This is a genomic window from Nocardia sp. TBRC8007 (assembly GCF_056629435.1).
Genome location: NZ_JBWSOR010000002.1, coordinates 192,698 through 205,729 on the forward strand (window position 1 = coordinate 192,698; position 13,032 = coordinate 205,729).

Sequence of the window (13,032 nt, forward strand, 5' to 3'; positions counted from 1 at the left end):
CGCCATGGCGAACTCGTCGCCCAGCTATGCTTTCGGCGACCGCGCCGCGCCGCTGCTCGATGACACCATCGGCGCCGGCCTCGACCGTACGATCGCGATGTTCCCCGAGCGGGAAGCGTTGGTGGACTGCCCGTCCGATCGCCGCTGGACCTACCGGCAACTCGGTGCCATTGTCGATGCCCTGGCCTGTGGCCTTGCCGACCGGGGCATCGGTAAGGGGGATCGGGTCGGTATCTGGGCGCCGAACTGCGCGGAATGGTTGTTCGTGCAATACGCCACGGCGAAGATCGGCGCGATCCTGGTCACCATCAACCCGGCGTACCGCACCGGTGAACTGGAGTATGCGCTGCGCCAGGCGGGTGTGCGGATGCTCGTCGCGGCTGAACAGTTCAAGACTTCGAACTATGTCGAGATGATCGAACAGGTTCGGCCGAATTGTCCGGAGCTGAAGCAGGTGTTCGTGCTCGGCACTCCGGAGTGGGAGGCATTGCTGCGCACCGAGATCGACGCCGCCCGGCTCGCCGAGCTCGGTGCGCGGCTGTCGGTTCACGAACCGATCAATATCCAGTACACCTCCGGCACAACAGGTTTTCCCAAGGGCGCCACGCTCAGTCATCACAACATCCTGAACAACGGCTATTTCGTCGGCGAGCTGTGTGGTTATAGCGAACAGGATCGGATCTGCGTTCCGGTGCCGTTCTATCACTGCTTCGGCATGGTGATGGGTAATCTCGCGAGTACGAGCCACGGTGCGGCCATCGTGCTCCCGGCGCCTTCGTTCGAGCCGAAGGCGACACTGGCCGCAGTCGCGGCCGAGCGGTGCACGTCGCTGTACGGCGTGCCGACGATGTTCATCGATATGCTCACCGAATTGGATTCGGCCACTGCGGATCTGTCCACCTTGCGCACCGGCATCATGGCGGGCTCACCGTGTCCGGTGGAGGTGATGAAACAGGTGATCGACCGGATGGGCATGCACGAGGTGTGTATCTGCTATGGGATGACAGAAACGTCACCGGTCTCGACCCAGACCCGACGCGACGACAGTATCGAACGCCGCACCGCTACGATCGGCCGCGTAGGGCCCCATCTGGAGATCAAGATCATAGATCCGGCAACGGGTCGCACGGTACCGCGCGGAGAACCGGGTGAGCTGTGCGCCCGCGGTTACGCGGTGATGATCGGATACTGGGATGAGCCGGACAAGACCGCCGAAGCCATCGACTCCGAGGGCTGGATGCACACCGGCGACATCGGTGTGATGGACGACGACGGGTATCTGGCCATCACCGGCCGGATCAAGGACATGGTCATCCGCGGCGGCGAGAATATCTATCCGAGGGAGATCGAGGAATTTCTCTATACCCACCCCGGCGTCCTGGATGCCCAGGTGGTCGGTGTTCCGGACCCCAAGTACGGCGAGGAACTGATGGCATGGGTCCGGATGCGTGAGGGCGCACCACCATTGGACGCCCCCGCGGTGCGTGAATTCTGCCGAGGCAAGCTGGCCCACTTCAAGATCCCGCGCTATGTGCATGTGGTCGAGGACTTTCCGATGACGGTCACCGGCAAGGTCCGCAAGGCCGAGATACGGGAGAAATCCCGGCGGCTGCTCGGGTTGGGCGACAGCTGAGACCGAGTAGCGCACCTGGGCGTGGAACGCGTGTCGGGCGGTGGCGGTAGTCTTTGCGGACGTGACGACAGCGCCCGAGACCAGCAGTGCAGAGTCCGATACCGTGCCCCCTGCGGCGCCGCCGCGTTCCGGTGCCGCAGGCGTGAACCGTAGCCTCGCCGAAGAGCTTGCGGTGCGCGAGACCCAGGTACGCGCCGCCGTCGAGCTCCTCGACGGCGGCGCGACCGTCCCGTTCATCGCGCGGTACCGCAAAGAGGTCACCGGTGGTCTGGACGACGCTCAGCTACGCGTGCTCGGGGAGCGCCTGCACTACCTGCGCGAACTCGAGGAGCGCAGGGCTGTGATCGTCGAATCGATCCGGGCGCAGGGCAAGCTCGACGACGCCCTGCACCAACAGATCATGCTGGCCGAGACCAAAGCCAGACTGGAGGACATCTACCTGCCGTACAAGCCGAAACGGCGTACCAAGGCGCAGATCGCGCGCGAGGCAGGACATGAGCCGGTAGCCGACGCTCTGATCGGCGATCCGGCCACCGATCCGGCGCAGTACACCGCCGAGCAGCTCGACGGCGCGCGGGCCATCTTGGTCGAGCGCTTCGCCGAGGACGCCGATCTGGTCGGTGAACTGCGCGAGCTGATGTGGCAACGTGGGCAGGTCACTTCGACAGTGCGTACGGGCAAACAGGAAGCGGGCGCGAAGTTCGCCGACTATTTCGAGTTCAGCGAGCCGTTCGACCAGCTTCCTTCACATCGCGTCCTCGCGTTGTTGCGCGGTGAGAAGGAGGAAGTGCTCACCCTGCACCTCGAGCCGGACACCGAGGAGCCGCAGCCAGGGGAACGCACCGTCTACGAGGGGCGCATCGCAGTCCGCTTCGGCATCGCCGACCATGGCCGCCTCGCCGACTCCTGGCTGCTGGACACAGTGCGTTGGGCCTGGCGCACGAAACTGCAAGTCAGTCTGGGCATCGATACCAGAATGCGGTTGCGGCAAGCGGCCGAGAAAGACGCGGTCGATGTGTTCGCCGCGAATCTGCGCGATCTGTTGCTCGCCGCGCCGGCGGGCACCCGCCCCACCATGGGCCTCGATCCCGGCTATCGCACCGGAGTCAAGGTCGCGGTGGTCGATGCCACCGGAAAGGTGGTCGCCACCGAAGTCATCTATCCGCATAAGCCGCAGGGGCGGTCCGAGAAGGCGCTCGCGGTGCTCGGCGCGCTGGTCGCCAGGTTCGGCGTCGAGCTCATCGCGATCGGCAACGGCACCGCTTCGCGCGAGACCGATGCCCTTGTCGCCGAGCTGCTCTCACGCATCGCCGCTTCGTCGGACGGCACAGTGACCATGCCGACCAAGATCGTGGTGTCGGAGGCGGGCGCCTCGGTGTACTCCGCCTCGGCGTACGCATCCCAGGAGCTGCCCGATCTGGATGTGTCCTTGCGCGGCGCGGTCTCGATCGCACGTCGTCTGCAGGATCCGCTCGCCGAGCTGGTGAAAATCGACCCGAAATCCATCGGTGTCGGCCAGTACCAGCATGATGTGTCCGAAACCCTGCTTGCTCGTTCGTTGGGCGCGGTCGTCGAAGACGCGGTGAATGCGGTGGGTGTGGATGTGAACACGGCCTCGGTACCGCTGTTGTCGCGAGTGTCCGGTATCGGTGGTTCGGTGGCGGAAAGTATTGTGGCGTATCGGGACCAGAACGGGCCGTTCCGCAGCCGGACCGCATTGCTGGATGTGCCCCGCTTGGGGCCGAAGGCCTTCGAGCAGTGCGCGGGCTTCCTGCGCATCCGCGCCGGTGACGACCCGCTGGATACTTCCGCGGTGCACCCGGAGGCATACCCGGTGGTGCGGCGCATTCTCGAATCGACCGGTCGCCCCATCGCGGAGGTCATCGGTAATGTCACGGTGTTGCATTCGTTGCGGGCAGGCGATTTCATCGATGAGCGCTTCGGTGTCCCTACGGTTACCGACATTATCGCGGAGCTGGAGAAACCGGGCCGAGATCCACGCCCGGAATTCAGAACCGCGGAGTTCGCCGCGGGAGTGGAGAAGGTCGCCGATCTGAAGCCCGGCATGGTGTTGGAGGGTGTGGTCACCAATGTGGCCGCATTCGGCGCGTTCGTCGACGTGGGTGTGCACCAGGATGGGTTGGTACACGTCTCGGCTATGTCGCACACCTTCGTGAAAGACCCGCGCGCGGTGGTCAAATCCGGTGATGTGGTGAAAGTGAAGGTGCTGGAGGTCGACATCGCGCGGCAGCGCATCGGCCTGTCGCTGCGTCTGGACGACGAGCCGGGCGCGGCCACGAAGAGCGGTGACGTTCAGCAGCGCGGTCGAGGTGCTCGATCCGGGGACGGCGGGCAGCGACAGCGGCAGAATGGTCGGGGTAGGCAGCAGAGTCGCGAACAGCCGCAGGGGCGCGGCGGCGGTCAGCGACGCAACGCCCCTGCTCCGAGCGGCGCTATGGCGGACGCGCTGCGAAGAGCGGGGTTCGGCCGCTAGTTCGGGGAACGGGAGTGGTCAGCGGGCATGCGATGGCTCGATAGTGAGGTGATCGCGCGAGAGCGGCTGCCTTTGCTGTGTTTTCTGCTCGGGTTCATCCTCGGCTTCTTGTTCATTCGGCTCAGTGTCCGACTGATCCGTGCTCGGGTGCGCTGGTGGCCGGGCAATCTGCGCGCCGGTGACACGCATATCCATCACATGGTGTTCGGAGTGGTCTTGGTGCTGGCGTCCGGCATCGGCATGGTCAGCATGTTCCAGAGCGCGAGCCAGGTGACGGCCGCAATCCTCGCCACCGCGTTCGGTGTCGGTGCCGCGCTGGTCTTGGATGAATTCGCGCTGATCTTCTACCTGCGTGATGTGTATTGGGAGGAGCAGGGGCGCACTTCGGTGGACGCGGTGTTCGTCGCACTCGCGGTGACCGCTCTGTTGGTGCTGGGATTTCACCCGCTGTGGATGCTGGACATCAACGGCTTCCGGGACGAGCCGCGGGCAGAGATCCATCTCTTCGTCATCGTGTTCGCGGTGGTGAACCTGGGACTGGCCGCGATCGTCATCGCCAAGGGGAAGATCTGGACCGGGTTGTTCGGCATGTTCTTCCTGCCGTTGCTCGTGGTGGGTGCGTTGCGGCTCAGCCGTCCCGGCGCACCGTGGGCGCGCTGGCGTTATGCCGACCGCAGACGCCTGATGTACCGGGCCATCGTCCGAGAGCGGCGCTACCGCCGCCCGGTGATTCGCGCCAAGATCTTCGTACAGGATCTGGTCGCGGGGAAACCGGACGTCAAGCATGTTCGTGAGGCGGCGGAGGCGGAACTCGCTCGCACAGTGGTGCCCGCGCCGCCCGCGCCGCATCGGTACCACTGGTGGGCCGACCACAGCCCATCGTCCGAGGCCGACCCACCCACGCAGGACACGGTGTCCGACAAATCGCGGCATTGAGGTCCGTGGATGTACCGAACAACAGGTCGGAGCGATTCGACGGCCTGTGCAGTAGTTCACTCCCGGCGCAGCGCTTCGGATTCGTCGATTCCGCGGCCGAGCGCCGGGCAGCAGCCGTTTGTCGAGCTGTTCGCGGAGAGTTGCTGTTCGCGGAGAGTTTCGGAGCAGATGATCCCGCCCGCAGCACGGGAGGCGGGTCGATTTCTTCGCGTACTGCTGATCTGGCACAATGCACAGGTTGCCCTGGGTGGTTGTCGACCCGGCGCATCCCCCTATTCGGAGCATGAACCGGCCGAGTGCGCGCAGTGCCGCCAGGGTCCTCTGCTCGCGCGAAACCAGAAGGATGGAAATGAACACCCTTGACTTCGTCGACGAGAAATCGCTGCGCAGCGATGTCCCCGAGTTCCGGCCCGGCGACACGTTGAACGTGCATGTGAAAGTCATCGAGGGCTCGAAGGAGCGCATCCAGGTATTCAAGGGCGTCGTGATCCGCCGCCAGGGCGGCGGCATCCGGGAGACCTTCACTGTTCGCAAGGTGTCGTTCGGCGTCGGCGTGGAGCGCACCTTCCCGGTGCATAGCCCGAACATCGACCATATCGATGTCGTGACCCGTGGTGACGTCCGCCGGGCCAAGCTGTACTACCTGCGTGAGCTGCGCGGCAAGGCTGCCAAGATCAAAGAGAAGCGCTGAGCTCGCTTTTCGATACTACAGACCTTCCCTGGCCCGGTATCGGACTTCGGTCTCCGATACCGGGCTAGTCTGTTCGGCGTGGCAGAAGAAAGCGGGTCGACGCCGGTGTCCGGATCAGGTAACGAGAAGAAGCGAAGAGGGCCGAAGAAGCAGCGGCCGTTCTGGCAGGAGCTACCAATCCTCATTGTGATCGCCGCGGTGATCGCGGCGTTCATGGTGCATTTTGTCGGCAGGCCGTATGTGATTCCGTCGGAGTCGATGGAAACCACTTTGCACGGCTGCGCCGGTTGCGTCGGTGACCGCATCTATGTGGAGAAACTGAGTTACTACTGGGGCGATCCGAAGCCGGGTGATGTGGTGGTGTTCGCAGGCCCGCCCTCGTGGAACATCGGGTATCAGTCGATCCGTTCGGACAATCCGGCCATTCGAGGGGTGCAGAACTTCTTCTCCTTCTTCGGCTTCGTACCGCCGGACGAGAACGATTTGGTGAAGCGGGTGATCGCGGTCGGAGGCCAGACTGTGGAGTGTTGTGATCCGAAGGGCCGGGTCATCGTAGACGGCAAGCCATTGGACGAGCCGTACGCTCGCTATAAGTACCCGTACGTGCCGGGGCAGCCCTACAGCCGTGGTGGGACACCTGTGTTGGGGGGACGTGAGTTCCCGCCTGTGCGGGTACCCGAGGGGAACATATGGGTGATGGGTGACAACCGCAACTTTTCCGCCGATTCCCGCGCCCATATGGACGATGACCTGAATGGCACCGTCCCGGTGGAGAACATCCGAGGTAAGACCGTGTTCAAGATCTGGCCACCCAACCGGATCGGACCGGTGCCTTCACAGGATCCCCAGACGAACTGACCTGTCGGACCGCACCATAATCGGATGATGAGGCAAGGACGCGTGTCATTGGCCAACGGTTGGCCGCCGCGCATGGTGATGCGCAAGGCCGGCGGACTGCGCACACTCGAATCGGCATTGATCCGCGGCGGCCTCGGGCCGGTCGCTGGGGTGGACGAGGCGGGGCGCGGTCCCTGTGCAGGCCCGCTGGTGGTGGCCGCGTGCCTGCTCGCTCCGAAAGCGTATGACAAGCTGGCTGGTCTCGATGACTCCAAGAAGCTCGCCGAGCCCGTCCGCGAAGAGCTGTACCCAGTGATCGCCCGCCTGGCGCTGGCCTACGAGATCGTCGTGATTTCGGCCGGAGAGATCGACTCGCTCGGCATTCACGTCGCCAATATCGAGGGCATGCGTCGGGCGGTCGCCGGTCTCAGCCGGAAGCCGGGTTATGTGCTCACCGACGGATTCCGGGTGCCCGGCATCCCGGTGCCTTCATTGCCGATCATCGGTGGTGACGGGGCAGCGGCCTGTATCGCGGCGGCCAGCGTCCTGGCGAAGGTAACCAGAGACCGCATCATGGTCGAGTTGAGCGAACGGTTTCCCGGCTATGGGTTCGCGGCGCACAAGGGCTACAACACGCCTGAGCATATGGCTGCGTTGCGTCGCCTCGGACCCAGCAGTGAACATCGCCGCTCATGGCGCACTGTGCGCGAGGTCGACACGGCACGGTTGGTCGCCTCATCAGCCTGCGTGGCAGCGGAGATGGCCGAGGACGCCCCGGACACCATGGCGTCCGAGAAATTCCAGGACGGACGTACGGCTGGCCGAGTGGCTACTGGTGCCGCGCATGCGCGATGATGTCAGCACATGACGCGACGCGGCGAGAAGGAGGACGTGCCACCCGATGAGCGCCGAGGACCTCGAGAAGTACGAGACCGAGATGGAACTCTCGCTGTATCGCGAGTATAAGGATATTGTCGGTCAGTTTTCGTACGTGGTGGAGACCGAGCGTCGCTTCTACCTGGCCAACTCTGTGGAGTTGCGGCCGCAGAATGCGGACGGCGAAGTGTACTTCGAGGTGCGGATGAGCGATGCGTGGGTGTGGGACATGTACCGTCCGGCCCGCTTTGTCAAACATGTCCGAGTGATCACTTTCAAGGACGTCAATATCGAGGAGTTGGAGAAGCCGGACCTGCGATTGCCGGAGTGAGCGATCGGATAATTATCCACAGGGACACGCTGATCAACAGGCTTTCTTTGTGCCCAGGTCGGCGCGGCTGATCTTGTCCGGCCCCGACGCAGTCTGAGTGAGTGACAGACAAACAGGCGCTCGGCGCGCGCGGGGAAGAGCTGGCGGCGCACTTTCTGCGGGCCGCGGGGATGGAGATCATCGCCAGGAACTGGCGCTGCAGATACGGTGAGCTGGATCTGATCGTCCTCGATCGGGACGTGATCGCTTTCGTAGAGGTCAAGACCCGTACCGGCCTCGGCTATGGGGCACCGGCCGAATCGGTCACGGCCGTTAAACAGCGGCGTATCCGGCGGCTGGCCCTGCTGTGGTTGGCCGAACAGAACGGTTCGTGGCGGCGGGTCAGGTTCGATGTCGTGTCTGTGCTGGTGGAGCCGGGCCGAGCACCGATCATCGATCACCTCGAGTCGGTGTTCTGAATGGCGCTCGGACGGGCCCATTCGGTCGCCGTCACCGGGGTGGACGGTCTGCTCGTCGAGATCGAGGCCGATATCGGCCAGGGTTTACCCGCCATCCACTTGGTCGGCCTGCCCGATACAGCGTTACAGGAATCCCGCGACCGAGTGCGCTCGGCAGTGACGAACTCCGGGGAGAAATGGCCGGACGGCAGGGTGATCCTCGCACTGTCCCCCGCCACATTGCCGAAGCTGGGGACAGTCTACGACCTGGCCCTCGCGGTCGCGGTGCTCGACGCGTCCGGTGGTATCCCGGCCGAGCGGTTGGCGAAGACAGTGCTGCTCGGCGAACTCGCCCTGGACGGGCGGCTGCGTCGAGTACGGGGTATCTTGCCTGCCGTGCTCGCGGCGCGCACCGCGGGCTGGTCGAGCGTCGTGGTGCCTGCGGCGACTCTGGCCGAGGCCGCACTGGTCGAGGGCATCGAGGTGTTCGGGGCGGGCAATCTACGTGAGGTGGTGTCCTGGCTGCGTAGCGAGGGCTCGCTCGCCGAGCCGGACGGAAGCATGCCGAGCACAGTGCCCCAGCAAGGTGATCTCAGTGAGGTGGTCGGGCAGGCCGAAGCTCGCTGGGCACTGGAGGTGGCCGCGGCCGGCGGGCACCACCTGCTACTGACCGGCCCGCCCGGTATCGGTAAAACGATGCTGGCGCAACGTCTTCCCGGTTTGCTTCCACCACTCACCGAGACCGAGGCGCTGGAGGTGACCGCGATCCACTCGATGGCGGGCACGCTCTCCGGTGAGCATCCGCTGATCACTGTGCCGCCGTTCGTCGCTCCGCACCACTCCACCTCGGTGAGTGCGATGATCGGTGGCGGTTCCGGCACCGCCAGGCCCGGTGCGGTCAGCCGGGCTCATCGTGGTGTGCTGCTCCTCGACGAATGCGCTGAGCTCGGCGCCAAGGTGCTCGAGGCGATGCGCACCCCATTGGAAGAGGGTGAAGTGCGTATCGCCCGGCGCGACGGAGTGGCGCGTTATCCGGCTCGCTTCCAGCTCGTCCTGGCGGCGAATCCATGCCCGTGTGCCCCTGCCAGGGAGGTCGACTGCATCTGCGCACCGTTGGCCCGCCGCCGTTATCTCGGAAAATTGTCCGGTCCGCTGATGGACCGCATCGATCTCTGGGTGCGGATGCACGGCCAGCTCGGCGCCACGTTCAGTACCGAGACCGGGGAGAGCAGCGCGGCGGTCCGTGGTCGGGTCGCCCATGCCAGGTCCGCGGCGATCACGCGGTGGCGCGAGTACGGTTGGCTCGCGAATGCCGAAGTACCCGGCCACATTCTGCGGCAGAGATTCCGCTTGCCTCGGGAGGCGCTGGCTCCCGTCGAGGGTGCCCTGCGACTCGGCCGGATGTCCGCACGCGGGGCCGATCGAGCTCTCCGAGTGGCCTGGACCATCTGCGATCTGCGTGGTGGAGAAGTGCCTTCCGCGCAAGACGTGCTGGCCGCGTTGAACTTCCGGCAACGGGACACGGAATGAGTGCGTCGCTCCCGGAGCGGGACGGTGCGACCGACAGCCACCATCGTCCGGTATCCGGCGATGCCGATGCAAGGAGGCTGGCGTGGGTGTACTTGTCGCGGGTGGTACTCGGCCCATGCGCACCGCTCTCGGCGTTGATCGATGCGGTGGGGGTGGTCGAGGCGGCGCGCGCCGTGCGGGAATGCGCACTGCCAGAATCATTGCGCGGCCCGACAGCGCAGCGCCGTGATATCGACCTCGCCGCGCGAGATCTGGCGGCGGTCACGCGGATCGGCGGGCGAGTGATCACACCGGATGATTCCGAGTGGCCCGCATGGCGCATGCTCGGTTTCACTCAGCTGGAGCCCGGCCGCGACCGCGACGCGGCAGTGCCGCTCGTGCTGTGGGCCCGAGGTCCGCGCTCCCTACTGGAGATCAGCGAACGTGCTGTAGCTGTGGTCGGTGCCCGGTGCAGCACCGGGTACGGCAATCGGGTCGCCGCCGAGATCGTGGGCGACCTCGCCACGCAGGGATGGACCATCGTCTCCGGAGCGGCCTTCGGGATCGACGGCATGGCGCACCGTTCCGCGCTCGCCGCGCAGGGCTCGACTATCGCGGTATTGGCATGCGGCATCGACCGGCCCTATCCGGCGCAGCACGAACGGTTGCTGGCCGAGATCGCCGAATCCGGTGTGGTGATCAGTGAATACCCCCCCGGTGTCACCGCGCACAAGCATCATTTCCTTGCCAGGAACCGTCTGATCGCCGCGCTTGCCGACGGAGTACTCGTTGTCGAGGCGGGGCTGCGCAGCGGTGCACGCAACACCGTCAAATGGGCTCGTCGTCTCGGTCGCCCGGCTCTGGCGATACCAGGTCCGGTGACATCCGTGGCTTCGGTGGGATGCCATCGCATGATCAGCGAGGGCGAAGCCCTTCTGGTCACGCGCGCCGAGGAGGTTGTCGGCGAAGTAGGGCCGCCGCGGTTGCCTCTCTGCGATGACGAGAGGGCGGACGATCCGGCGCATGGCCTGACCGGAGCCGAGGCAGAGGTCTTCGCCGCCTTACCGAAGGTAGGGGCGAGGGTGCCCGCGGAGCTGTCCGCGCACTGCGGGCTTCCCCTCGCCGCCGTCCGTGCGGCGTTGCCTGCGCTCAAATTGGCGGGGCTGGTGACCGCTGATGAAAATGGTTGGCATCGAACAGCGCGTCGCGTTTGACCGTGTCCGGCGTGGTGGCTTGCCAACCACGATAGTGGTCTGGACGGTGGGGAGATGGAGGAACTGCCCGAAGATATGGAAGCCTTGCTCGTGGAATACGGTAGGCATTTGCGATTCGGGCGGAATCGCTCGGCGCATACGGTGCGGGCCTATCTGGGGGATGCGCGGTCTCTGCTGCGGCACCTGTACGCGCGCTCGGCGGATTCGGCGATTCAGGAGTTGGACTTACTGCTGCTGCGCTCCTGGTTGGCGCAGCAGGTTGCGGCCGGCGCAGCGCGAACGACGCTCGCTCGCCGAGCCGCTTCGGCGCGAACCTTCAGCGCCTGGCTCACCCGGACCGGCCGGTTGTCCGGTGATCCCGGGCTGCGGTTGGTCGCGCCGAAGGCGCATCGCGTGCTGCCCACTGTGCTCGGGCAGCGGCAGGCGATCGGTGTCATGCATGCGGCGGAATCCGGTGCCGCCCAGCGTGAACCGATGGCATTACGTGATCGAGCAATCGTGGAGTTGCTCTATGCCACCGGCATCAGGGTCGGCGAGCTGTGCGGGCTGGATATCGACGACGTCGACCGTGAACGGCGTGTGGTCCGGGTACTCGGCAAAGGCAACAAGGAGCGATCAGTGCCGTTCGGCACGCCTGCCGACGAAGCCGTAGCAAACTGGCTGCGTTACGGGCGTCCTGTCTTCGCCACCGCTGCGTCCGGACGCGCGCTGTTGCTGGGCCGTCGCGGCAGACGGCTCGATCAACGCCAGGCAAGAACCGTTGTGCACGAGGTGGTCTCGGCCCTTCCTGACACGCCCGGCCTAGGGCCGCATGGTCTGCGTCATACCGCTGCGACTCATCTCCTGGAAGGTGGTGCGGACTTGAGGGTCGTCCAAGAACTCCTCGGTCACGCCAGTATGGCGACCACCCAGCTCTACACTCATGTTTCCATCGACCGCCTGAAGAAAGCACACGAGCAGGCCCATCCACGCGCTTGACGCAGCGGACGCCGCCACGAACTTGCTCAGCTAACTAGTGTGGCACTGCATAACCACCGGATCACGGGCACGCGGGGAGCGTGGACGGTCCCCGCGGCTCCGGTTAGGCTTGCTTAGCGGATCGTTTGCCAACGCTACGAGCGATGGAGTGATGCCGGTGGTTGACGTCGACCGGCACAGCATTTCGGATCGATGCTGTGCACTGGACCGATTTCGTGCTCTGGGGTCGAAAGCAGGAGGTGGCTGCCGGGCTGGGCGCCTGGTATCGCCTGGCGCGTCCTTGCCGACAAGCGCGACGGCGGAAGCCCGCGAATTGCCATGGGTCGAAGCAGCGTCGTGTCTCGTGACTATCGTGCGGTGGCGTGGGGGTGCCGATACTCGCCATCCCGCGACTCGAGGCCGGGCGGCGTGACCTCGTCGAGCCCCGATGCCGAATCCGAACAGGGAGAAGGGGAACCCGACTATCGATTCACGCTTGCGAACGAGCGCACCTTCTTGTCCTGGATGCGGACATCGCTGGGCTTGCTCGCTGCGGGGGTGGCAGTGCATACGCTGGTGGACCCGTCCCGGATAGCGGGGTTCCGGCGGGTGCTCGCGCTGAGTTGTTTGGTGTTGGCGACGATGGTCGCGGTCGGCGCGTATACGCACTGGCGACGGGTCGAGGTGGCCATGCGGCGGGGCGGCATATTGCCGGATACGGTGTTGGTGCCGATCCTGTCGACGGGTATCGCGATTGTGTCAGTGCTGGCTGGTGTGGCGGTGCTGCTGCGATGAGCGCCCCACATCTGGCCGCCGAACGCACGGCGCTGGCATGGCGGCGTACCGCTGTGGCGGCGATAGCAGTGGCCGTAGTGTTTTTGAACGCGGTCGCCGGCACCAGGTGGCGCCCGGCCGCGGTCGCGCTCGTCGGCGCCGCGGTCGCGCTGGTGGCGCTGGCCGGGGCCTGCTCCCTGCGCAGCCGTGGTTTGCGCCGAGGCCATCTCACGCACGGAGGTTGCAGTGTCGCTATGGCGGCGGTGGCGGTGGGCGTTGTCGCGCTCGCGGCGTTCGCGACTTTCACCGCAGGTTTGTTCGATCCACCGCCCTGATGTGGGCG

At 65.4% G+C, this 13,032-nt stretch carries 13 protein-coding genes; all 13 read left to right on the plus strand.

Annotated features, from left to right (window positions below; translation table 11 throughout):
* Positions 1–4 precede the first annotated feature (4 nt).
* Positions 5–1,633: an AMP-binding protein gene (locus ACX4ZE_RS03490; RefSeq protein WP_480271951.1), complete on the plus strand. Its 1,629-nt coding sequence runs from the start codon at positions 5–7 to the stop codon at positions 1,631–1,633.
* Between the two features lie 103 nt (positions 1,634–1,736).
* Positions 1,737–4,127, plus strand: a complete 2,391-nt coding sequence (locus ACX4ZE_RS03495) for a Tex family protein (RefSeq protein ID WP_480271952.1) — start codon at positions 1,737–1,739, stop codon at positions 4,125–4,127.
* A 27-nt stretch (positions 4,128–4,154) separates the two neighbouring features.
* Positions 4,155–5,063, plus strand: a complete 909-nt coding sequence (locus ACX4ZE_RS03500) for a hypothetical protein (protein ID WP_480271806.1) — start codon at positions 4,155–4,157, stop codon at positions 5,061–5,063.
* 349 nt (positions 5,064–5,412) lie between these two features.
* On the plus strand, positions 5,413–5,754 hold the full coding sequence (rplS, locus tag ACX4ZE_RS03505; RefSeq protein WP_040780792.1) for a 50S ribosomal protein L19: 342 nt from the start codon (positions 5,413–5,415) through the stop codon (positions 5,752–5,754).
* Positions 5,755–5,832: 78 nt separating this feature from the next.
* The gene (gene lepB / locus ACX4ZE_RS03510) at positions 5,833–6,612 is read left to right on the plus strand and encodes a signal peptidase I (RefSeq protein WP_480271807.1); all 780 of its coding nucleotides are present in this window, start codon (positions 5,833–5,835) and stop codon (positions 6,610–6,612) included.
* Between the two features lie 48 nt (positions 6,613–6,660).
* A complete protein-coding gene (locus ACX4ZE_RS03515) occupies positions 6,661–7,446 on the plus strand; it encodes a ribonuclease HII (protein WP_480271953.1) in 786 nt (261 codons plus the stop codon).
* A 46-nt stretch (positions 7,447–7,492) separates the two neighbouring features.
* Positions 7,493–7,798, plus strand: coding sequence for a DUF2469 domain-containing protein (locus ACX4ZE_RS03520; protein WP_011210678.1), 306 nt, complete (start codon positions 7,493–7,495; stop codon positions 7,796–7,798).
* Between the two features lie 101 nt (positions 7,799–7,899).
* The gene (locus ACX4ZE_RS03525) at positions 7,900–8,256 is read left to right on the plus strand and encodes a YraN family protein (RefSeq protein ID WP_480271808.1); all 357 of its coding nucleotides are present in this window, start codon (positions 7,900–7,902) and stop codon (positions 8,254–8,256) included.
* A complete protein-coding gene (locus tag ACX4ZE_RS03530; protein WP_480271809.1) occupies positions 8,257–9,765 on the plus strand; it encodes a YifB family Mg chelatase-like AAA ATPase in 1,509 nt (502 codons plus the stop codon).
* On the plus strand, positions 9,762–10,958 hold the full coding sequence (gene dprA, locus ACX4ZE_RS03535; protein WP_480271810.1) for a DNA-processing protein DprA: 1,197 nt from the start codon (positions 9,762–9,764) through the stop codon (positions 10,956–10,958). Before ACX4ZE_RS03530 ends, dprA begins: the two co-directional genes overlap by 4 nt.
* 54 nt (positions 10,959–11,012) lie before the next feature.
* Entirely contained in the window at positions 11,013–11,936 is a 924-nt protein-coding gene (locus ACX4ZE_RS03540; protein ID WP_480271811.1) for a tyrosine recombinase XerC, read from the plus strand.
* A 408-nt stretch (positions 11,937–12,344) separates the two neighbouring features.
* The gene (locus ACX4ZE_RS03545; RefSeq protein ID WP_480271812.1) at positions 12,345–12,710 is read left to right on the plus strand and encodes a YidH family protein; all 366 of its coding nucleotides are present in this window, start codon (positions 12,345–12,347) and stop codon (positions 12,708–12,710) included.
* The gene (locus tag ACX4ZE_RS03550) at positions 12,707–13,024 is read left to right on the plus strand and encodes a DUF202 domain-containing protein (RefSeq protein WP_480271813.1); all 318 of its coding nucleotides are present in this window, start codon (positions 12,707–12,709) and stop codon (positions 13,022–13,024) included. The genes ACX4ZE_RS03545 and ACX4ZE_RS03550 overlap by 4 nt, the downstream gene beginning before the upstream one ends.
* Positions 13,025–13,032 lie beyond the last annotated feature (8 nt).

Coding starts and splice junctions, on each gene's coding strand:
- ACX4ZE_RS03500 (WP_480271806.1), top strand. CDS start 4,155: ATGCGATGGCTCGATAGTGAGGTGATCGCGCGAGAGCGGCTGCCTTTG.
- ACX4ZE_RS03530 (WP_480271809.1), top strand. CDS start 8,257: ATGGCGCTCGGACGGGCCCATTCGGTCGCCGTCACCGGGGTGGACGGT.
- ACX4ZE_RS03490 (WP_480271951.1), top strand. CDS start 5: ATGGCGAACTCGTCGCCCAGCTATGCTTTCGGCGACCGCGCCGCGCCG.
- ACX4ZE_RS03520 (WP_011210678.1), top strand. CDS start 7,493: ATGAGCGCCGAGGACCTCGAGAAGTACGAGACCGAGATGGAACTCTCG.
- dprA (WP_480271810.1), top strand. CDS start 9,762: ATGAGTGCGTCGCTCCCGGAGCGGGACGGTGCGACCGACAGCCACCAT.
- rplS (WP_040780792.1), top strand. CDS start 5,413: ATGAACACCCTTGACTTCGTCGACGAGAAATCGCTGCGCAGCGATGTC.
- ACX4ZE_RS03550 (WP_480271813.1), top strand. CDS start 12,707: ATGAGCGCCCCACATCTGGCCGCCGAACGCACGGCGCTGGCATGGCGG.
- ACX4ZE_RS03540 (WP_480271811.1), top strand. CDS start 11,013: ATGGAGGAACTGCCCGAAGATATGGAAGCCTTGCTCGTGGAATACGGT.